Raw genomic sequence first — 20,258 nt, 5'->3', positions numbered from 1 at the left:
CCCATCGTCAGAATCCGATGGAGATCAGGTGTCGGTCCTCGCCGCCCATGCGGATGGCGGCGGCCCGATCGGCTGGTGTGAGCCTCTTCTGGTTGACCTCGGGCTCGAACAGGACGTCCTGCCTTTCGGCCAGTCGCTTCAGTGCTGTGTCGACCTCCTCCCTCGTCGCGTCGGGCAGGGCCTCGCGCAACTCGGACAAGCCGATTCGGTCCCCGGACTCGGTGGCGAGGCCGCGGTACGCCTCGATGATCTCCTCGTCCACCGAGCGCGGCGGTTTGAGCCGATTGGCGGTGATGTTGAACCGAGCCAGCGTGCGGCCGGTCCATTGCGCGAGGGCGTAGGTGACCCGGTCCTTTTTCTGGGCCCCGGCAGGCACCTCCTCCGCGAACTGCTCGTAGCACCGCTTCCAGCCCAGATCGGTGAGCTCGTGCTCGTACGGGCTGTTCCCGCTGACTCGGGAGACCTCGATCAGCTCCTCGTCCTTCAACCGCTCTCTGACCTCTTTGGCAACCGTGAAACCGTAGCGCTCCTTGAGTTGACTGTTGGACACCCGTTCACCGACCATCATCAGCGCCAGTAGTGCGTGCTTCTCCCCGATCAGAAGCGGTTCGTCGGCCGTCATCGGTATCCTCCATGTCGGTTGTCACGGTCATCACGTACTGTTCCGCCCGTTCCGCCAGGTGCAGAGCGAGCGGTTTCCCCAGCGGCACGTAGTCGTCGGCATGCCGGAGCTGGTGCACGAGGGCAGCCCACACTCGTGGGTCCTCCCTGTCGCCCGCTGTAGTCCGGCGGGAGGTCTGCACCGTCACCTCGCGGTACCCGGGGTTCCACCCGGGCACATGGGCCCTGTTCGCACCCGTGGTGAACTTCTGCGCCTGGTTCGGGCGGGCTCCCTGGGCAGGCACCTCGGTGATACTGGCGAACACTCTGTTGTCGGGCTCCGCGTCGACCGCCTCCCACAGCCCGCTGGCGTGTCCCACGACCCCCTTGTCCTCCCGCACGGCATACCACTGGGGGACCTCGTCCCGGTCACAGGAGTCTCGCAGGACCACGATCCTGAGCTGTGGCCCGAACAGCGCGGTGTGTTGCGGCGGCCAGGGCTGGAAGCCGAGCCTGTCCCGCATCAGTGAACCCATCGTGAGCCAGGGCCAGGACTGGCGGAGGTTGCCCGCGTCGAGCAACAGCAGGGTCGGGGTGTCACGCAGTTGGAAGAGCAGCGATCGAATCTGAGCCTGCGCCAACTCCCGCTGTTGCTGCAGCGAGAGCCAGCTGCCGGAGGTGGGCACCCTTTCCCGGTCGAGGGCGAGACCACACAACAGTTCAGAGTAGGAAACCCACCGCTTGCGGTGCTCGTCCCATCCCCGGACTTGGAAATCGTCGCCCTCGGGGCGAATGCGGACTGCGACCAGTGCGCGTCTGGCCTGGCCCGCGGTGGTCCGTTGCTTGCGGACCATCCAGAGTCCCACGTACTGGAGGTCCGACGGGACCTGCGCGCCGAGCCTGTGACGTGGCGGCCGCACGGCGCCGAGTTGGCGCAGACTGTCCAACACCACGGACCTCGCTCGCTCGGACAGAACTTCCTCACCCGTGTTGATGAACTGGCTCACCCTCCCCGCCGAAGCGCAACCCAGGCGCACGGCCTGCTTCGGGTCGCGGTTGGGCCCGAACTTGTCCGCACCGCGGATCTCCACCAAGGCGAGGTGACCCGGCGCGCCGTCGAACGAGGCCGCGACCGCCCTGGCCCGTTCCCGGATGGCTGCGGCAATAGCGTCCCGCCGGGCCGCCCGACCGGTCGGGAGATCCGAGGTCAGTTCTCCCCAGGGCTCACACCGCACCTGGACTCGTAGGTTGTCGGTGGACCAGGGAGGATCGCCCTCGGGAAGGCCGAGGACCGCTCGAAGCGCCGCGAGCAGGGCATCCCGAGTGGTCTCGTTCTCATACCGGATGTCCACGGTCAAAAAACCGTCGAGAGCGCGCGCGCACGCCATGCGACGGTCCGATGCTCGGCGTGTCTCGACATCCACCTTGGCCTCGCCCGTTTGCCGTCCGCGCCACAGTTCGGGCTTGGTGGTCAACGCCACCTTTCGCATGTCAGGCGTGCGTCGAACTATGCCTGCGAGCGTGCGCTCCACCCAGTTGTCCACAAACGACCGTTCGACCGGCATGAGCCCCGGGCGGGTTGCGTGCTGAGACATCGTCGTGCTGTGCACAACCCAGGCGGACACGCCGCCGCGGCCCGCGCCCCATGTGGACGGGTTGCTCAGGAGATCATTGGGTTCGGGAACCGGGAACGCGGTGTTGTACTCAGGCAGCAGCCGGGCCAGGCTGTTGCTGTCCCAGGACGGGGTGCTCGACACGCTCGTCCGGGTGATCTTGTTGGGGATCAGCCTGGGGGTCGCTCCCGGGCGCACCATCCACGGCAGTGGGACTTGGAGGTAGACCGTCGCGCCATACCTGGGGTCGACCTTGATCGGATCCTCGGTCTGCCAGCGCCGAACGCCACTGACAATGTGCAGCCGCGGGCGTGGCGCGAAGGGCACCATGTGCAGCGATACCCTCAGCAGGAGTGAATATCGCCAGACGCGATTACGCTTGACCTGCGTGGAAGGCGGCCAGGAGACGAGGTCTGTCCCCGCTTCGGTGGAAACCATCCGGAAGGCGAACTCCCCGCCGCTCGGGTCGGTGTAGGTGTGTCGAGCGAGGTGGGCAGCCACCACCTCGGGCAGCAGCTGACGCAGGTGCGGGTGCGGGCGAGCCGTGCCCCCAGACGTGACATCGCCTGCTGCGAGATCGACATCGACGTAAGACCAGTCGGGCATCCCGTCGTCCAAGGTATCCAGGAGATCGTCGACTCCCTCCTGGTCGATCTCCCCGTCGCGGGAGGTAAGCAGCGTGGTGATCCAAGCGTTGAGCACATGGTTGAGCACGTCTCGGGGAATCCGGTCGCGGGCGTACAGCCAGGGCAGCGTCTCGTCGGTCGCCGCCCCGCGTGCGGGGACCACGTCCGGCACGACGGCCCGCAACAGATTCGCCAGTCCTCGGACGGACAGGGTCCGCCGTGCTCCGAAGCTCCTGTGCCGCTCGATGATCTGTTCCCGCCACTGCTTGGTGAAGCGAATCATCTGGAACGTATGCGGCCACGGCCCCGGTGGCACCTCGTACGCTGTGAGCCGGATGAGCGAGTTCATGCGCGTCCTTCTGCCGTCTCGATGCAGCGACCCAGAGATGTCCACAGCGGACCGTAGAGTTCGCGCACGATCCTGCGCTCGTACTCAGGAGCCTCGCTGAACGGGGAGTGGTAGCGGTCCAGCACCGCGTGCATGGCCAGCAGAAGGCTGGTGGTGGGGGTGTCCCGTCCGCCTTCGGCGAGGTTGGGAGCGAAGGCCGCATCCACGAAGGTGACCCTGGCGGGGACACCGCCCCGGACCAACCTGCCGATGACCTGCCAGATCACCACCAACATGTCCCAGGTGACCGATTCACGGTCATCCCCCAGGTCGCGCCAGCGCATGCTTCTACCCAGCACCCGCCGCCACCGTGCGCTCGCTGCGGCACGGAACGCGCTCGCGGCCGCGGACAGTGAGTCGGCACCTGCCATCATCGCCTCGAATCGGCCATCCCGACGCAGCCTGGCGGACCAGTCGTTGATGGCGTGGACGGCCATCGTGAGGTCGTCCGGGCGCGGGTTTGGACGGACCAGGAAGTAGGCGGCACCGATGGCGGCCTCGCCGTGGTCGTTGAGGATGTTGTGACCGCGTTCCACCGCCAGCAGCGGAGCCACCAGCAGATCCGCCCCGGTGGTACGCAGAGTGTCGACGTCCCCTCGGCGCAGGGCAGGCGCCTGGTGCTCCACGTCGTCCTGGTCGATGTCGTCGTCGGCCATGAGGCACAGCGTCCGGTCCCGCCAGCGCGGCATGGCGTGAAGGGCGTCGGCCACGAGGCGAGCCTCCGCGTAGCTGCCCACCAGCAGTAAGATCCGCCTGCGGTCGTCGTTGGCGATGTCGGCCAACTCATCCTCAAGAACACTGGGCGTGTCGTCGTTCGCCGCGGCTAGCGCGGCGACCATGCGGCTGAGCCGGGCGGGACGGTCGCCCAGCGTGCCCGACACGCGGATCGGCCGCCCGTCGTGCGAAACCGGTGCGAAGCGCAGGACACTGGCCCCGACGTCACCGGCCTTGGGCAGCAGGAGCGCGTCAACCGGCACATCCACGTGGTAGCGGCTCGATGTCCCGGCCCAGCTGCTACCCGACAGCAGCAACACATGCGGTCCCGGGCGGCCATCCACCGACGGGAGGCGCGGCAGAGCGTTGATCAGCTCGCGCCCGGCGCCCGCGCAATGGAAGTAGCGCAGCTCGCCGCTGATCACCCCGCCGGTGTCCCGGCCTTCCGGATGGAACTGGAACCCGAGCACCGGGCCCATCGGGGGCTCCGGGACGATCGGTCCGAAGTCGAGCGGGACGCGGAACCCGACGGTGTCCGCCAGTCTGAGCGCGGACTCCACCCGAGGCCACATCGCGCCGATCAGGGCAAGTTTCGGCTCCAGGGCGGCCAGGATGAGAGTGAACTCGAAGCGGACGCACCACTCGCCGAGCGCGTCGTGGTCAGAGTCAAGTCGAAGCAGGTCCGCGGTGACCGAGCGCAGGTCCGCCCTGGTGCGATTGAGCGCGGTCGCATGGAGCAGTTCGCTGGTCAGCCGAACGAGGTCGTCCGCGTGGTCACGTCGCTCGCCGAACGGGTCGTCGCGGTACTCGTCCAGTACGGACAACAGGGCGACGCGGTTCGCCTCGTCGTCGGGGAACCGTGCGACCGCAAGATCCCGATGCAGCCGCCATGTGCTGAAGTTGGTTCTGCCGAGCCACAGTCGGACGTCGTGCCTTCCGATCAGCAGCGCGTACAGGCGGTCGGTCGCGAGCGCCGCCGTCCCGACCGCCGCGATCCACGTCTGCACATCGTCGTCGGACAGCTGCAGCCTGCCCTGGTCGACCAGTTGCGCGATCTTGTGCGAGTGCACCCTATCCAGCCAGGAGGTCGCGCCCCGACCCACCAGGGTCTGTGTCGGCGCGAACTGCCGGTCCAGCGTGATCTGCACCCGGTCGACCTCGTCCACGATGATTAGGTCACTGCGTCCGCAGGCCACTTCCAGGAACTGAACCCGCTCGTGGTTCTGCGGCAATGGCGGGCGCCCGTGAACCAGACTGTGTGAAGTGGCCAGCCACACGTCCGCGTCGACCATCAGGCGGGCGGAATGGTGGCGTGGGCAGGCTGACCAGAAGGGACAGACGTGGCGCTGGGAGCGGGTGCCTGACCGACGCAGCCGTGTGCACGGCGCGTCGGCGTAGGGAAGCAGGGGGCCGCCCACCAGCGCGCTCAGCGCGCAGGCCGTGCCGAGGTGGTCGAACCCGGGGTCGACCTGGTCGAGCAGGGTGGGACTGCCCCGACCGGCGAGTCGGCGATGTAGTCGCTCAATGTGCTGTGGCTTGGTGGTCGAGCCGATGATCGGCGCCACGCGCAGACCTTGTCGTTGGAAGAGATCAGTTAGTTTCAGCATCTCCGCGACGTCGCCGACGACCACGGTGACCCGCAGCCCCAGAGATCGAACAGCGTGCACGGTAAGCACATCGCGCAAGGTGCTCTTGCCCGCGCCGACCATGCCCAGTAGGTGAGTGATCCCGGAGAGCGGCAGCGAGTCGCCGCTCTCGGCGAACGTGTCCCGCGCCCGAGGCATAACGGTGATGTTGTCCATCCGCGCTACCCACTGAGCCGGGAGAGTTTCCTCCATCTGACGGGCAGTGGCCATGAGATCTGCCATGCTGACCAGCCGCGGTCGGCCACCGCCCGCCAGGCCCGCGTCGAGCCGGTGCCCCGCTGGCCGCGGCAGATCCAACTTGGGAAGAGTCACGACCTTCAATTCGTGCGCCGAATCGAAGGTGTACCGCCCCTCACCCGCCACCGGCAGTCGCCGTTCCGCGTGGGGTGCGGCCAAGCGGATCAACCGATCGAACGTCGCCCACCGCTCTGGGGCAGTCGAAACCGGGCGTCGCTCCGGCGGCTTGTCCATGTGGACCCGGTAGAAGCCACGCAGTTCCGCGGGAAGCCGGTTGTACTCGTCCACAACCGAGCGCCACGTGTCGGCGCCCCGGATGGACCACAACTCATAGCGGGCCACCCGACGGGCTTGCTCTTGGTCGTCGTTGAGCAGACCCCGACCCGCAGCGAACGCGTAGCCGCTGAACAGTGGCCACGCATCGCCCGCCGGATGTCCAGGCAGCGCAGTGCTGACGAGGTATAGACCAAGTTCGGTGACCATGGCCTTGCTCAGCGAATTCGCCGGGATGCCATATGCGGTGACCAGCGGGGCCGTCATGTCCGCGAACAAGGGACGGGAATCACGCATCGCACGCCCCGAGGAGCTCGTCTTCCCGCATCAGCGGCGGGATCGACCTGGAAACCTTGCTGTAAACCTCCCGGTAATCGGGGCGTTCATGCATGCGTCGCGCGGGTACGACCACGACATCAGGTTTGGGCTTGCGTGTGAGCACTGCGCGCGCCAGCAGGATCGGATTGGCGTAATCGCACACCAGCACACTCCGCGTACCACCGTTGGAGCAGGGAAGACGTAAGGCGCCCGCGTCCAAGCCGGGTTCCCTGCCCCGTGCCTGCCAGGCACTCGTCACGACGCGCTCGATCCGGCCCGCACCTGTCGCGAAAACACGGGCGGCAGGGGTGAGAACCAACGCTCCCCGAGCCTCGATTTCCACCGCGCCACCATCCTCGCAGCCATCCGCTTCGCACAGTCCCGCTCGTGAAAGTGGGGCACGGCAGGTCGCGCACCTGGCCACCTTGCCGCGATGGATCAGCGTGGTCGGGACGTTCTCGTAGAGGGGCTTGACCACCCGCCAGGAACGCCTATGGATGCGGTCACCCGCGATCGCGTCAATCTCCTCCGACGACAGCAGGAGATGGTCCACAAGGAACATCCGGTATCCAAGTCGCCTATCCGGTTCATCCAAGGGGAAGTTCCACGGGTGCTCTTCCGGATCGGTGCCGTCACATGCCCACTCCCGGCACAAGGTCGTCGGGTGCCCGTCACGCACGAGCCGGTCACTGGCATCCACCAGTGGGGCCGCGATATCGAGCGGCCAGGTTGCCAGTGGTCGATCCCGCGACCAGGCGACCAGATCTGGCACGCTCATCGGCGCGGCGGCACCACGAGACAGACAGGTTAGTGTCAGGTGGTCGAGCGCATCCTGAGCGGCGTCCGGGTACGGCATCGAGAACGCCGTCACCCGTTCGACCGCCGCCAGCGCGACGAGTCCGCGCGCGACCGCTCGGATCAATTCCTCGTCGTCGGTCACCGCCCGGCCTCCGCGAGACCCGCGGGACACCATCGGCGCACCTCGCACGTCCGGCAGGCGCTGCCGGGGTTCGCGAGGAACTCCCTGTCCCGGTGCCACGGCTCCACCAGCGCTCTCACGACCTCGCCTGCCTCGGCTCGCAAGGCCCGATCAGTGACGTCGAAAAGACGCAGGTCGTTGCCGTCCGGGTGCAGGATCTCCAGTTCGACACGGGGCGCGAGTCCGGTACCACGTAGGACCCGGTGAGCCAACACCGTGATCCCCACGGCCACTTGCGGAATCTCCGCGAGTGACCGGAACTTGCCTGCGGGCTCAGAGGTCGTGGTCTTCGTCTCCCGCCAGACCCAGGAACCGCTGTCGCGGTAAAGCAGGTCGGGCTCCACGACCGCGAGGACATCGGCGTAGGTGTCGTCGAAGACCAGACGTGGTTCGACCCGCACCTCCGACGGCCCGAGCGAGAAGGGACAGATCTCAGCATGATGGCGTAGCATCCGAGCGCCCACCTCGACCTCGCGTTCAGGGAGCGCGCGGCCTGCCCAGTCCGGGGGCACGTCGATGCCGCACCGCGTTCCTGCCTCGTGCCCGCGCCGGAGGTAGTCGTGCACTGCCCGACCCCGCTCGGCGGCGGGCCCGTGCTCGACCGCGGAGTCGCGGGGAAGATTGAGCTGGTTGAGCAATTCGCGCATAGGACAGGCCGCGTGTCTTCGTCCCGTGGTCGGCGACCAGTGGCGGCGGGGACGCCCCCGCTCGTTCACACCGAGCAGTCCCGGCGCCGCCGGGAGTGCGGGACAGCCTTGGCGGTACCGGCACGACACACACGATGTGCCCGGACGATACTCGGTGCCGTCCACGGCCCGCCTCAGCGCGTTGCGGCCGTCGGTCTCGTAATCTCTCGCCACCTCGACTGTCGGCTTGTCGTACAGCAGCGTCTCCGCGCCGGTCAGGCAGGCGAACTCCCTGATACGCACCCGTCCCGATGGGCCTTGAGTGCTTGCCACGACGTCAGCCGCCACGGCGATTCGTTCCGGACCGTACCCACCCCCCTTGTAAGTGATCACTCGAAGCTCGTGGACGGTCGAGTCGGCGCTGCGATAGCGCCGTCCCCAAGCGCTGATCACATACTCCCGCGCGCCGCGCGCGTCCGGCCGCCGCAACTTCTGCCTGCGCTCCCAGCGTTCTCGCACCGGCAAGAGCTGATCATCGGCGAACGTCCGCAGGTACTCTCGCACCGCGTGACGCGTCCACACGACCAGGCCTTCGTGCGCCGGTTTCCTCCGAGGTGGCCGTAGGGCCGCCTCGATCGCCGCGTCAGGTGGTAGGCCGTCGAATTCTACGAGATCAAGCGCGCGCATGAACGGTCCGAGTGGGAACAGCTCCACGTTCTCCGGGGTGGGAGCGGCCGAGGTGGCCACCAGCCCGGACCTGACTTTCAGTGCCTTCCCCATCGGACAAGCACGATCATCAGCACGTACGGACCCGACGGATACCGCTATTCGGTCTACCCGGCCGGTGATCCAAGCCGGTGCGCGCCATTCCGTCATGTCGTTCCCCTCCCCGGGGCGAAATCATGCCAGAACAGCATTGCTCCACTGGGGTGAATCTGGCGGCCGAGTCGCGCGTCGTGGCACGATGCGCCCATGCAGCCAGGCTCCTTGCTAGATGATCGTTTCTACGTCCTGGACAACCTGGGAGCGGGTGGGATGGGCAAGGTCCTGCGCGTGCGGGACCTGTCAACAGGGCAAACCCTGGCCGTCAAGCGCCTGCCCACCCGCTTCGGGGAGACAGACGAGGCGTACCTGAAGAAGCAGGAAAAACTTGTCTTCGAAGGGAATATAGGCAGACTTCTCAGTGGCATACCGGGTATACCGACCACCTATGGCCCTTTTGGCCACGGTGATCAAACATATGTTCTTATGGAGGTGGTACCGGGTGTCGATTTGTCCCGCTTCATGCTGGTCAATCGCCCATTGAAACGTCGCACCGCGATCGCTATCGCGTGCCAGATCGGGTTGATCCTGATGGCCGTCCACGCCCGAGAAATCGTCCACAAGGACATCAAGCCGTCAAACATCATCATCGACCGAAAAGGGCAGGCGCACCTCGTCGATTTCGGTATCAGCGCCAAGATCGGTAATGAGAACAAAGGAGGCGGAACGCCCCAGTACACGCCTCGGGAACAGCTGTACGACCTCAACGTGGCTCCGTACAGTGACATCTATGCTCTGGGCTGCGTGTTGTGCGAGCTGATCACCACCAAGCCCCCATGGGGGGAGGAGGTCGGCTACAACCACACCGGCCCCGAACTCCCGCTAACCCCGAGTGCCCTGCACCGCCTCGGCCCTGACCTGAGCCCCATCATGACCAAGATGCTCAGACGCGATCCGCGGGACCGATTCGACACGGCGGAGGAGGTGCTCAAGCACCTGGTGGTCCTCCTCCCGCACCGGGACTCACCTGCCGACCCGCAGGCACCTCAACCGGACCCAGAGGCGTGGCTCAGATCACGTGAGCTGCCCCTGTGACAACGCGGCCTCGATCCGTGTCCGGAGTTCCTTGTCCTGCGGGGACAAGTCTTGGCCATCTTCGGCTTTTAACAGTTCAGCCGCCCGGAGCAGCGCGTCCCGAGCCTTGGCCGCTTGCCCCGCCGCGGAGCGGATCTCCGCGAGCAGGTGTTGCACATGGGCCTCATTGACCTTGGACCCCGTCCGCACGTACTCCTCGACCGCGGCGAGCGCGTGACGCTCAGCGTCAACGCTGTTCCCGAGCGCGCGATGGCAGTGCGCCGCATTGCGGTGGATGGCGGCGGCCCCGTTGCCGTCGAGGTGACCTTCGCCCGCCTTCAGCGCGCGCAAGGCGGTTTTCAACGCTTCGTCGGGCTGGTCGTCCTGCAGTAGAGCGCCAACCATCCCGTTGACTGTGTACGCGATTCCCCGCTGGTCATCCTCGCGCGCATAGATCTCGTACGCGGAGTCGTAGTGACGCCGGGCCGTAACCCAGTCTTGCAGATCCGCGTGCAACACCATGAGCGTCTGATGACCGTGCGCCACTCCGAGCCAGTCGCCCTGATCCTCCGCGAGGACGACCGCGATCTTCCCGTTTCCGACGGCCTGGTTGAGCTTGCCTTGCTTGCGCTGAGAGGTGGCGAGTTGGCGATGCAAGTAGGGCTTGTATCGTGCGGGCGTCTTGTCCCGAACCGCCGCGAGGAACGCCTCCCAGTCGCGCCAGCGGCCACGCCGTCGCTGGTACAACGCCACCGTCAGGGCAAGCTGCCACCGATACGCCGCGTGCGGCCCCTCGGCCTCCGATCGGACCATCCACTCGATGACCGGATGCTCGGCGGCGAACCAACTGCTGGCCATGGCCTCCGACATCGGGGGCACCGCGAGGTCATCTGGACGTGGCGGGGACGGCTCGAACGTCTCACGCTTGTCGAGAACTTGGTCACACTCCCAACCGATCCACAGCAAGTAGTCCAATACGCGGCGAAGCAGGCGATCGCGTTGCTCTACCGACATCTCCTCAGCGGCCTGGTCAACGGCGAACAGCCGCAACTCGTCGTGCAGGGTGAACCGGTCATCGAGTTCCCCTACCAGGTGGCTCTCGACGAGTTCACGCACCGCGGCGATCCGACGAGACGGCGGGATCTCGACGACGTAGGCCAACATCCCCGACTCGATCGACGGACCTGGGTGCAATCCGATGGCCAGGAACACCAGTTTGGCATCGTCGGTGAGTTTGCCGTAGGACCAGGACAGCACATCGCGGAGTGAGTGCTCAGGGCTCTCCGGTACCGCGCCGTCCAGCAGCGGCCGGTGAGGCAGCTCCGACAAGACACTGCTCAGCGAACGTCCAGCCGCCCGAGCCGCGATGATCGTCACCACCAGCGGCAGCGTCCCGACGGCGCGGATCACTCTACGCGCGTCGTGGTCCTGCCTACCGGCGCCATCGCCCGCCTCGACCAGCAGCATCCGCACGGCGGCGTCCTCGCTCAGACGATCTACGACCATCTCCTTCACGTTCCTAATTCCGCGGATCCCAGGCAGCCTGGACCGACTGGTGGCGATCAGCACACAACGATCTCCCGACGGTACCAAGACCTTGAGCTGGCCGTAGTCGACCACGTTGTCCAACACCACCAGGATCACCCCATCGGCCGTCAGGCCACGCAGCGCCATCACCGGGTCGTCCGTCTCCCCGCCACCCAAGGCCCGCGTCATCGTCGCCGCGAGCCGCATCGGGTCACGGGGTAGATCCGTGGAAAAACCTTGCAGGTCAAGCCAAATGCTGTGGGCGAAACCATCTTTGTGCCAGTGTGCGAGGGTCAACGCCAACGCTGTCTTGCCAACCCCCGGTCCGCCCACGAGCGACACGACCTTCGGGCCACCGACGTCGTCGGTGAGAAACGTCTTCAGGGAAGCGAGGGAGTCGTCCCGCCCGTGCAAGTCGCGTGGAGGCGGGGGCAGAAACGTCTGCGGCCTCGCGTTACGGACGGCCCTTTGCTCGGCCAAGGCCAGAGCGTTGACGAGCCTGACTTGGAACGAGGGTCGGCGTGTCCGGGGGCGCAGCGCCTTCGCCATGTCCTCCACAGCATGGACATCTCCGCCCGCCGCATGCGCTTCACACAGCGCCAACAACACATCGATGTCATCCGGCCACAGCTCACGCGCTCGTTCCGCCTGGTGGATGGCATCGACGACCTGATCACGGTTGCGTAGAACAGTGATCAAGCGGAGATACATCCCGCGACGTAAGCGCACCAACTCATTGACCTCGTCATCGAAGTCCGCGAGTTCCGCGCCCGCGAACGGTGGAGTGCCGTCCTCCCACAGTTCCAATGCCTCAAGCAGACATGCCCCATGCCCCGGCGCACTCGTCGGGGCGATAGCAATCTTGCGGAACCGCCAATAATCGATCTGCTCCTTGGCGATTCCCAACCGTTTCGCTTCCTTGGGAAGGATTTCCGGCCCGACGACGGCACGCAAACGGGACAAGCGAGAGCGGAGGCTTGACGGCGTCAACCCGTCCTCTCGGCCCGTCAGGCGCCGGCTGAGCGCTTGCCCGTCCACAGCCAGCGAGCGGTGCACGGAGAAGGTGGCCAAAGCAGCCGCGTCCGCGGACTGCAAGACCACCTGCCTGCCATCGACGGTCACACGAATGTTGCCGAGCAGTCGGATCTGGATGCCTTCGCTGTTCATCGCGGTCAAGTGAAGCAGACACCGACCCGCGATCACAGCCTGTGCAGCGCTCACGCAGCGGCGGCCCCACATGCTTTCGTCGTCCCCGGAACCGGGGAGCGGGAAACAACCAGAAGGCCCGTCACCTGCTGTTACAGGGGATACGGCCCGTTCGATCGAATCTACGACGTCCTGAGGAAAGGGGGTGCGAAATGACCACGACCAACCCGACCACCCGTTCCGGTGGCTCTGGCGGCACTACCGACACTCGCTCCTGAGTCACCTTCCCACCCCCGTTCGCCCGGGTGGGGTGGCTCCATGCTCCGGAGCCGCCCACTGAGGGCACCGGGCGCGGCGGCACGTCACCGCCGCGCCCGGCCCTCCTGACTTAACCAAAGAAAGGAACAAGCCGATGGCAACTCCCTCAGTGCCGATCGAGGTCGTCAAAGACTCCGCCCTTCGGGTCAAAATTATCGATGCTTGTGGTTTGACCTGCACTTTCTGTCACAACGAGGGCACGCCGGTGGCGGTAGACAATCGCCGTAAGGTCGGGAAGTTCGTCGCTTCCGGCCCCAGCGGGCGAGTGTCGATCTACGCCGCGTCCAACGGCGCGGGGTTTCTGCCAGCGCCGATTCCTGCTGACGCGCGCTTCGCTAACGCGTTGGCGGCTCTGACCGCGGCCATCAACGTCACCGAGGTCCACCTGACCGGAGGTGAACCCACCTTGCATCCTGCTGTTGCCCGATTGACCCGGATCGCCGCCGACACCGGTCTCCAGGTCAGAATGACGTCCAACGGCGAGCTCGGCGAGCAGGTACTCCCGGCTTGCGCCGCAGCTGGTCTAGATCGGGTGAACTTCTCCATCTTCGGCACGACCGCGGACGAGTTGGCGGCCGTGCAACACGAGCGATTGCGCGACACCGTCAGGGCAGAGCGGAAACTGGCTGCTCTGAAGAGGTCTATCGAGGTATGTCAGGAACAGGGAATCGACGCGAGAGCCAACATCGTCGTACTGGATGACGACCACATCCCTCGCGTGCATAGGTTACTGGACGAGTACTCCCCGCACCTGGAAGTTCGACTGCTAACGTCCCTAGAACACGGAAACGCTTCGGTGGACGCGGTCGCGCGAGTCCTGGCGGAGCGTGGCGCTACTCGCGAGGCCGAGCACATCACCGCGGGGTCGTCAAGCGCGCGCACCTCCTATCAACTCCCGGAGGGACGGCGCGTCCATGCCAAACACATTCGTCCGGTCAGGCTTCCGGAGACCTGCGCAAGCTGTCCGTTCAACAATGACACCGATTGCCAGGAGGGATTCTACGGCGTGCGCCTCTACTACGACCGCACCGGCATATATCGGGTCGGTATCTGTGTGCAGCGCATGGACCTGTGTCTACCGCTTCCCGAGTTTCTGATCAGTCCCCTAAGGGCCGAGGTGCAAGCCCTCCGCGACGCGGAGTACAAATCACTGACCAATCCTGGTAAATCCGCTCCATGACTGTCAAGCACGAGGCCCAGGTCCTGGACATCGATTCGGTCACTGGGCAGTGCTGACCCGGCGGCTTCGTCGTACCCAACACCGCCAGAGACTGGATTCTTGGGTAAACAGAATACGGTACGCAGGATCACGCGTGCACTGGAGTGGACAGGTTCACCAGTCGGGAGCAGTGGCTGGCCACGATATCGTCGTGAGTCGCGACGATTATCGTTTTTCCTGATTCGTTGAGGTCGTGGAGGAGGTTGAGCACGATGGTGCGGTTTTTGGAGTCCAGGGAGCCGGTTGGCTCGTCTGCCAGGATGATGTCGCAGGGTTTCAGCAGGAGTCTTGCCACGGCTACTCGTTGTTGTTCGCCGCCGGACAGGGAGGAGATTTTGCGGTTTTCGGCGCCGGGCAGCCCGACTTGGGTGAGGGCCCGGGCGATGCGGCCGCGCTTCGGGGTTCCTCGGCCCGCGTAGGTGAGAGCGATGTCGAGGTTGTGGGCGACGGACTCGTTGTCGATGAGGGCGAAGTTTTGGAACAGGTATCCCAGGTGGGAACGGCGAAGGTGGTTCGCGGCGCGGGTGTGCGGGCCTGGGGCCTTGTTGCCGAGTAGTCGAACCTCGCCCGTGTCGGGGGAATCCAGCAAGCCGATCAGGTTGAGAACGGTGGACTTTCCCGTTCCGCTCGCGCCGGTGATGGCGATGAACTCGCCCGCCTTGATCTGGAGAGTGAACTCGTCCAAGACCGTGCGCTTGCCATAGCTTTTGGTGACGCCCAGTAGTTCGCAGCAGAACTTCACGACTAGAACTCCTTCAATCGCTTGACCATGTTCCGGCGTTCCACGATGCGTGCGGTCACGATCACGAGGAGAGCCTCGACCATCAGTGACGCGGCGGCCACGGCCAGAAGTTCGGGCAGATAGGCGTAGGGATTCACATTGTCGGCGGGCATCGACAACGTGCTCACCGCGGCCACGACCACGGCGCCCGCGATAAGAGTCTGCGCCAGCCACGTGCCCGCGAGAACGAGGAGCAATTCTCGGTAGGAACGGGTGAAACCGACACCGTGGAGTCTGCGCACGATAAGCCTTCTGCGTAGCCGGTCGGAGCCGATGACCACCATCGTCGCGTTCAACACCACCAGCACGAGCAACGCCCCGACCGCGAACGCCGCGACCTGCGCGATGGCGCTCCGGACCTCGCCGACCTGAGCGCCCATGGCGTCGTGAACGCTCACGAGATGGCGCAGATTGTCGTCAAGTTTGAGTTTTTTCAGCACCGGGGTCAGGTTGGCCAAGGCCGCGGCGGGGTCACCGGCGACTCGAACCTTCAACGCCGTGTCCAGGCTGCCGGTGATCGAGTTGAGCCGATCAACGGTCAAGCTGTTCGCGGGCGTCATGATCTCGATGACCGGATCGGTGATCATGTTTCCCTGGTGGGGGTTGACCTGGGGGTCGAAGCTGAAGACTCGCTGTCCCGAGGCCGTCCAGATGATGCGGATGTCCTGTTGGGTGAACCGCTCCGGCACGCGTTCCCCGCTTATTCGGTTCTCCGCCTGCACGGCGCCGGTGATCCCCTGCCCGCCTGCCCGCATGTCGTGCAACAGGGCGCGAATTTGCGCTTCGCGCGGCTTGAACCGGTCCGGCACGGCGACCACCCAGGCCCACTCGTCGTCCTTGACGTCGATCGCCTTCCCCGAACTGTCCATGATCGGGTACTGCTTGAGATAGTTGGTGTTCACCCGGATCGGCGGCGCGGGCCAAGGCGATGCGAGGTCCTTCGGCACGCCCGGGTGGTAGTTGACGGCGTCGACGTAGACCGCGCCCGCGGCGTCGAGGACGGGATACAGCTCCCGTGCCTCCGCGACCGTCGAGGCGTGGCCCCCGGTCTCCAGTTCGTGCCGGTCGTCCCCCACGAGCCGCGGATAGAAGATCGCGTAGTCGTGGACGTTTTCCCAGTTCGCCATCAGTTCCCGCCGTTCGCGCAGATCGGCGAACTGCCCCCACGTCACGACGACCAGCACGGCCAAAACCGCCCCGCACAGGGCTTTCAGGACAGCGGGCAGCGCGATCGCCATGCCGAAGGAGGAACGAGTGCGCGGGTGATCGGCCGACCACGTCTGATCGTTCACGACAGGCTTCCCTTGATGAGGTCCGAGACTTTCACACGGTTGATGACGACCAGCCCCACACTCATCGTCGCCGCGCAGCCCACCAGCGCCACCTGGACAAACGCGACCGCGAGGGTGCGCACGAACACGTCGTCCACACCGGGGACGACGAGGGCGACGAGCGCGCAGGCGCTCAGGCCGATGAGGAATGACACGGCCTGCAATTTCCCGACGAGGGCGAACCAGATGCGCAGCGCGGAATGGCCGACCAACCGCAGCACGCCGATTCGCTTCCCCTCGCGCAGGAAGACGAAGGCGATGACCAGCGTGGCCACGCCCGCGAGGACGTATGCCAGGATTTTCAGATTCGGCTGACTCGCGGCAGGGGCGCGGATGTGCTCCGCCGTCAGGTCCGCGGTGGTCACATCGATGACTCCCGCCTCGACCACTCGCTGGTGGACGATGGCGAGAAAGCGGTGGGTCGCGGCGCTGTCCGGGGACTCGACTATGTAGCGGCCGGGGCTGGGCAAGGAGTCGAAGGCGTGCCGCAGCGGTGCGAACGTGAGTTCGTACCGGTCGCCGAAGACCGCGGGCACCCCCACGTTGCCGCTGGCGCCCGCACGCGCCGACGAGACCGCCGCCGTGCCCTCGCGCGACTCGATCGGGCTCAGCCAGCGCCCCGCCACCAGGGTGAACTCATCGAACAGGGCGGTCCGGTCCCGCCCCATGAAGATGTAGTGCCTGATGCGCTTCCGTTCGGACCGGGGCGTGTTCACCTCGGTGCGCAGGACGTTGGAACCACTCGTCGTGGCCGCCTCGGCGAGGATGCGCAGCGCCACCTCGGGATCGGCCACGCGTGGATGCTCGGGCCAGACGAACTGGGCGCCGACCCGATTCGCGGCGCTCGCGCTCTGCGATTCCCGCTCGAACATGGCGTCCGCCAGCAGAACCACGGGGATAGCGAGGAGGACCCCCATGAAGAGGATGGCGAGGGGCAGTCTCACAAATATTCACTCTCATTATCAGGATCCGCGTCAGTGTCGGCCCCAGGAACACCGGGCCCGACACTGACGCGGCCCCATCGAACTCAGCGGCTTTCTTGAGCTTTCTCAGGCGCTGGGGTCGTAGTAGGTGTTGCAGGTGTAGGCCCAGCCCGCCGTGACACCGGCATAAGACCAGTACCCCGCGTTGGCGAACCGCTTGGAGACGCCGCCCGCCATGGACGCCGTCGAACTGTGGTAATTCGCCGGGTGCACATAGTTGGAGTAGCATCTCTTGAGCGTGCCGTCCGCCGCCGTGCCTTGACACCACGTGCCACCACTGACATTCGAGCAGCCCAAGACGCTCTCCGGAGCCGCCTGCGCGGCCGGGGCCGCCCCGATCGTCATGAACAGCGCCACCGAGGCGATCGATGCCGCCTTCGCGGTTCGGGTCTTCAGGGTTCGCAAACTTGTCGACAAGACTTCTCACCCTTTCCGGATTGATTTCCGCTGACCGGCCATTCCCCGATACGGTGGAAAAAAACGCGCCCCTAGCGTATGGGAATCGGACACGTTCCTCGACGGTCAGAACGGTTGTAGGCAGTCGTTTACCTCGACTTTTCGGCCCATTGGGGACCGGCCAGCCGAAGACTTCATCCAAAAATGGAACGAGGTGACGAGCGAGTCTCGCTCACCTAATCATGACGTCGATGGTCAACGAAAGCTCCCCACTTTTGCTTCCCCAGTGACGACCGACTTTACCAAGTAACCGCAACCGGCCGACACTCCAACCCTCATCTTCACTCAAAATGATGACACCCGGTCTCACCTGCTCCGAGCAGGCCCGGCGGCGGTCTTTTGATCGATCTGTTCACGAAGGATGTCGCCGTGTCCGGCGTGGCGGGCGAACTCTTCGATCATGGCGAGCAGCGTCCAGCGCATGCTGACCGTTCCCTCACGGGGGTTGTCCTTGGTGTCGTCCAGGTCGAAGCGGGCCGCGATCTCGCGTGACCGCTCGCTCGCGCGGGTGAACTCGGCTATCACATCGGCCAACGTCTCGTCGTCAGCGACGGCGAAAGTGCCCTCGTCCCGGTTCGAGTACCCATCGCATTCGGATTCCGCCAGACCCGCCCAGAATCGCTGAAACCAGATCCGTTCCGCGGCCGCGGCATGTTTGATCAGTGAGATCGGGGTTGTCAGCGAAGCGACGAGCCTGCGGCGGGCGTCGGCGTCGGAGAGGCCGCGCGCGGTCTCGATCAGGGCTTCGCGGTTGCGGTCGAGCATGTTCTCGATGATCGCCCGTTCGGAGCCGTCGGTAATTCGTTCGGTGCTCATGGGTCGCACTCCGTTCTCACTGGATCGGACGTATGGGTACGGCAAATGGCCTATCGCATAGCGCACGCTGCGTCGATGTGAATGTTCGACGGTTGCTTTGAACGCGCGGTGTCTGCGAAGGTCTCCGGGTTGGATCGGCGAGCGATCGACGGATGCTCGCTCGCGCCGTTGGGCACGAGGTTACCGGGGGAGAGCGTATGCGGGTCATGGCGGTCATGAACTACAAGGGCGGGGTGGGAAAGACGACGCTCACCGCGAATCTCGGGGCGGTCGCCGCGAGCCGCGGCTTGCGGGTGCTGCTCCTCGACCTTGATCCGCAGACCAATCTGACCTTCTCGTTCTTCTCCATCGACGATTGGCACAACCAACTCAAGGAAAACCGCACTATCAAGCGGTGGTACGAGGCGGAAAACCTCGGGCGGGACGTCTCGCTGGCCGACCTGGTCGTCACGCCGGAGCGGGTCAACAATGCCCTTGACGACACCGGGGGCAGGCTCGACCTGATCTCCTCCCACCTCGGTCTCATCGACATTGACCTCCAACTCGCCGCCCGGCTGGGCGGAACGACGACGCTCGACGGGTCGAAGCGGAAGTTTCTGGACCTGCACGGCTGTCTGCGGCGCGCGCTCGCCGACGACTACTTCGCGCAGTACGACCTGGTGCTCATCGACTGCGCCCCGAACTTCGGGCTCGTCACCAAGACGGCGATCGTCGCCAGCGAGCACATCCTCGTGCCCGCCAAGGCGGACTACCTGTCCACGTTGGGATTGGACTACCTGGTGGGCAATTGCGCCGCGCTCGTGCGGGAGTTCAACGACTACGTCGAGCACAAGGGCGGCGCCCGGGACCATGGACCGATCGACCCGAGCATCTTGGGCGTGGTCTTCACGATGGTGCAGATCTACTCGCAGCAGTTGACCGCCGTCCAGCACGCTTACGTCGAAGAAGTGCGGCTGAACTCGAAAGTCCCGGTGCTGGAGAGCAAAATCCGCAACAGCCCGCGCCACTTCGTCGCCGCCGGTGAGAGCGGTGTGCCCGCGATGCTGCGCGCCACCGGCAGGGACGACGCCCATGACGAGTTCGACCAACTGGTCGACGAGGTCCTGAACGCGCTCTCGATTGCGGGTGAGGACCGGTGAGCGACCTGAAGAGGTTCATCGCCCTACAGGCCCGGTGGTTCGAGTTCCTGGAACAACAGGACGAGGCCACATTGGACGCGATTGTCGACAGGACGGTGGCACTGGCCACTCTCGACGCCGGTGACACCCCGCGCGCGGCACGTCCCGCCCCGACGCCCTCCCACGATCCGCGACAGGCGTCGCGGGACCTGGAAATGCTGACGTCGGAACAAGAACGTCGACGGTACTTGCAAGCGGCCGGGCTGCTGGCGGGCGACCTGCGCCAGGTGGCCAAGCGGTGGGGCCTGCGCGGGTACAGCAAGCTCACCCGCGCCGCGCTCATGGACCTCCTTGCCAATCACGGCTTGGACCAAGCCGGGAAGGTCCGGGACGAGCCTGCTCCGGTCGTCCCGGTCAGCGGTGGCGCGGAGACCGAACCTCAAGCCGCCCCCCAGGAAACGGGAACCGCTCAGCCGAGTGCCGACGTGGCGGCCGTCGCCGCGCGCCTGCGCGAAGCCGACACCGAGGAGGAAGGCGCCGAGTACCTGCGCGCGCAGCGCCTCGACCGGGAGAGCCTGCTCGCCGTCGCCGCCGAGTTGCAGCTCACCCGGGTGACCCGCTTGAGCCGGGCCGAGCTGGAGAAAAGGGTGCTCAAGCAGGCGATCGGCGCCCGGCGCAAGTTCGCCGGGCTGCGGAAATGGTGAGCC

Annotated in this window: 15 protein-coding genes; 4 read left to right on the top strand and 11 right to left on the bottom strand. The window is 65.7% G+C overall.

Features of this window, described 5'->3' with window-relative positions; genetic code table 11:
• Nucleotides 1-7: 7 nt before the first annotated feature.
• The 5 genes from ACZ6SD_RS19660 to ACZ6SD_RS19640 are packed head-to-tail and all read right to left on the bottom strand — an operon-like array spanning nucleotide 8 to nucleotide 8,800.
• Entirely contained in the window at nucleotides 8-622 is a 615-nt protein-coding gene (locus tag ACZ6SD_RS19660; RefSeq protein WP_465318384.1) for a hypothetical protein, read from the bottom strand.
• Nucleotides 555-3,188 (bottom strand): pPIWI_RE module domain-containing protein, encoded by a 2,634-nt coding sequence (locus tag ACZ6SD_RS19655; RefSeq protein ID WP_465318383.1) that lies wholly within the window; start codon nucleotides 3,186-3,188, stop codon nucleotides 555-557. The genes ACZ6SD_RS19660 and ACZ6SD_RS19655 overlap by 68 nt, the downstream gene beginning before the upstream one ends.
• Nucleotides 3,185-6,364 carry a pPIWI_RE_Z domain-containing protein gene (locus ACZ6SD_RS19650; protein WP_465318382.1) on the bottom strand — a complete coding sequence of 1,060 codons (3,180 nt, stop codon included), beginning with the start codon at nucleotides 6,362-6,364 and terminating at the stop codon, nucleotides 3,185-3,187. Before ACZ6SD_RS19650 ends, ACZ6SD_RS19655 begins: the two co-directional genes overlap by 4 nt.
• Nucleotides 6,365-6,386: 22 nt before the next feature.
• Nucleotides 6,387-7,355, bottom strand: a complete 969-nt coding sequence (locus ACZ6SD_RS19645; protein ID WP_465318381.1) for a pPIWI_RE_Y domain-containing protein — start codon at nucleotides 7,353-7,355, stop codon at nucleotides 6,387-6,389.
• Complete coding sequence (locus tag ACZ6SD_RS19640) at nucleotides 7,352-8,800, bottom strand: PD-(D/E)XK nuclease family protein (RefSeq protein WP_465318380.1); 1,449 nt, start codon at nucleotides 8,798-8,800, stop codon at nucleotides 7,352-7,354. Before ACZ6SD_RS19640 ends, ACZ6SD_RS19645 begins: the two co-directional genes overlap by 4 nt.
• A 192-nt stretch (nucleotides 8,801-8,992) precedes the next feature.
• Between ACZ6SD_RS19640 and ACZ6SD_RS19635 the strand changes: the two genes are divergently transcribed.
• Entirely contained in the window at nucleotides 8,993-9,877 is an 885-nt protein-coding gene (locus ACZ6SD_RS19635; protein WP_465318379.1) for a serine/threonine protein kinase, read from the top strand.
• Here the strand turns inward: ACZ6SD_RS19635 and ACZ6SD_RS19630 are convergent.
• Nucleotides 9,857-12,550 carry an NB-ARC domain-containing protein gene (locus ACZ6SD_RS19630; protein WP_465318378.1) on the bottom strand — a complete coding sequence of 898 codons (2,694 nt, stop codon included), beginning with the start codon at nucleotides 12,548-12,550 and terminating at the stop codon, nucleotides 9,857-9,859. The genes ACZ6SD_RS19635 and ACZ6SD_RS19630 overlap by 21 nt on opposite strands.
• Nucleotides 12,551-12,941: 391 nt before the next feature.
• Here ACZ6SD_RS19630 and ACZ6SD_RS19625 point away from each other — a divergent pair, with 391 nt between their 5' ends.
• Nucleotides 12,942-14,027: a radical SAM protein gene (locus ACZ6SD_RS19625; RefSeq protein ID WP_465318377.1), complete on the top strand. Its 1,086-nt coding sequence runs from the start codon at nucleotides 12,942-12,944 to the stop codon at nucleotides 14,025-14,027.
• Nucleotides 14,028-14,154: 127 nt separating this feature from the next.
• On the opposite strand, the gene ACZ6SD_RS19620 is transcribed toward ACZ6SD_RS19625, so the two are convergent.
• From ACZ6SD_RS19620 to ACZ6SD_RS19600, 5 genes are all read right to left on the bottom strand, one after another.
• A complete protein-coding gene (locus ACZ6SD_RS19620; protein ID WP_465318376.1) occupies nucleotides 14,155-14,808 on the bottom strand; it encodes an ABC transporter ATP-binding protein in 654 nt (217 codons plus the stop codon).
• A gap of 2 nt (nucleotides 14,809-14,810) precedes the next feature.
• Entirely contained in the window at nucleotides 14,811-16,139 is a 1,329-nt protein-coding gene (locus ACZ6SD_RS19615; RefSeq protein WP_465318375.1) for a hypothetical protein, read from the bottom strand.
• Nucleotides 16,136-17,122, bottom strand: coding sequence for a hypothetical protein (locus tag ACZ6SD_RS19610; RefSeq protein ID WP_465318374.1), 987 nt, complete (start codon nucleotides 17,120-17,122; stop codon nucleotides 16,136-16,138). The genes ACZ6SD_RS19615 and ACZ6SD_RS19610 overlap by 4 nt, the downstream gene beginning before the upstream one ends.
• Nucleotides 17,123-17,227: 105 nt before the next feature.
• The gene (locus tag ACZ6SD_RS19605; protein WP_465318373.1) at nucleotides 17,228-17,578 is read right to left on the bottom strand and encodes a lactococcin 972 family bacteriocin; all 351 of its coding nucleotides are present in this window, start codon (nucleotides 17,576-17,578) and stop codon (nucleotides 17,228-17,230) included.
• Nucleotides 17,579-17,923: 345 nt separating this feature from the next.
• Nucleotides 17,924-18,433 carry a DinB family protein gene (locus ACZ6SD_RS19600; protein ID WP_465318372.1) on the bottom strand — a complete coding sequence of 170 codons (510 nt, stop codon included), beginning with the start codon at nucleotides 18,431-18,433 and terminating at the stop codon, nucleotides 17,924-17,926.
• 197 nt (nucleotides 18,434-18,630) lie between these two features.
• On the opposite strand from ACZ6SD_RS19600, the gene ACZ6SD_RS19595 reads away from it, so the two are divergent.
• Nucleotides 18,631-19,572, top strand: a complete 942-nt coding sequence (locus ACZ6SD_RS19595; RefSeq protein ID WP_465318371.1) for a ParA family protein — start codon at nucleotides 18,631-18,633, stop codon at nucleotides 19,570-19,572.
• Nucleotides 19,569-20,255, top strand: coding sequence for a hypothetical protein (locus ACZ6SD_RS19590; protein ID WP_465318370.1), 687 nt, complete (start codon nucleotides 19,569-19,571; stop codon nucleotides 20,253-20,255). Before ACZ6SD_RS19595 ends, ACZ6SD_RS19590 begins: the two co-directional genes overlap by 4 nt.
• Nucleotides 20,256-20,258 lie beyond the last annotated feature (3 nt).

This window comes from Actinokineospora sp. NPDC051303, assembly GCF_055586285.1.
Note: the sequence above shows the minus strand (reverse complement) of the source record. Positions and strands in the feature narration are given on the sequence as shown.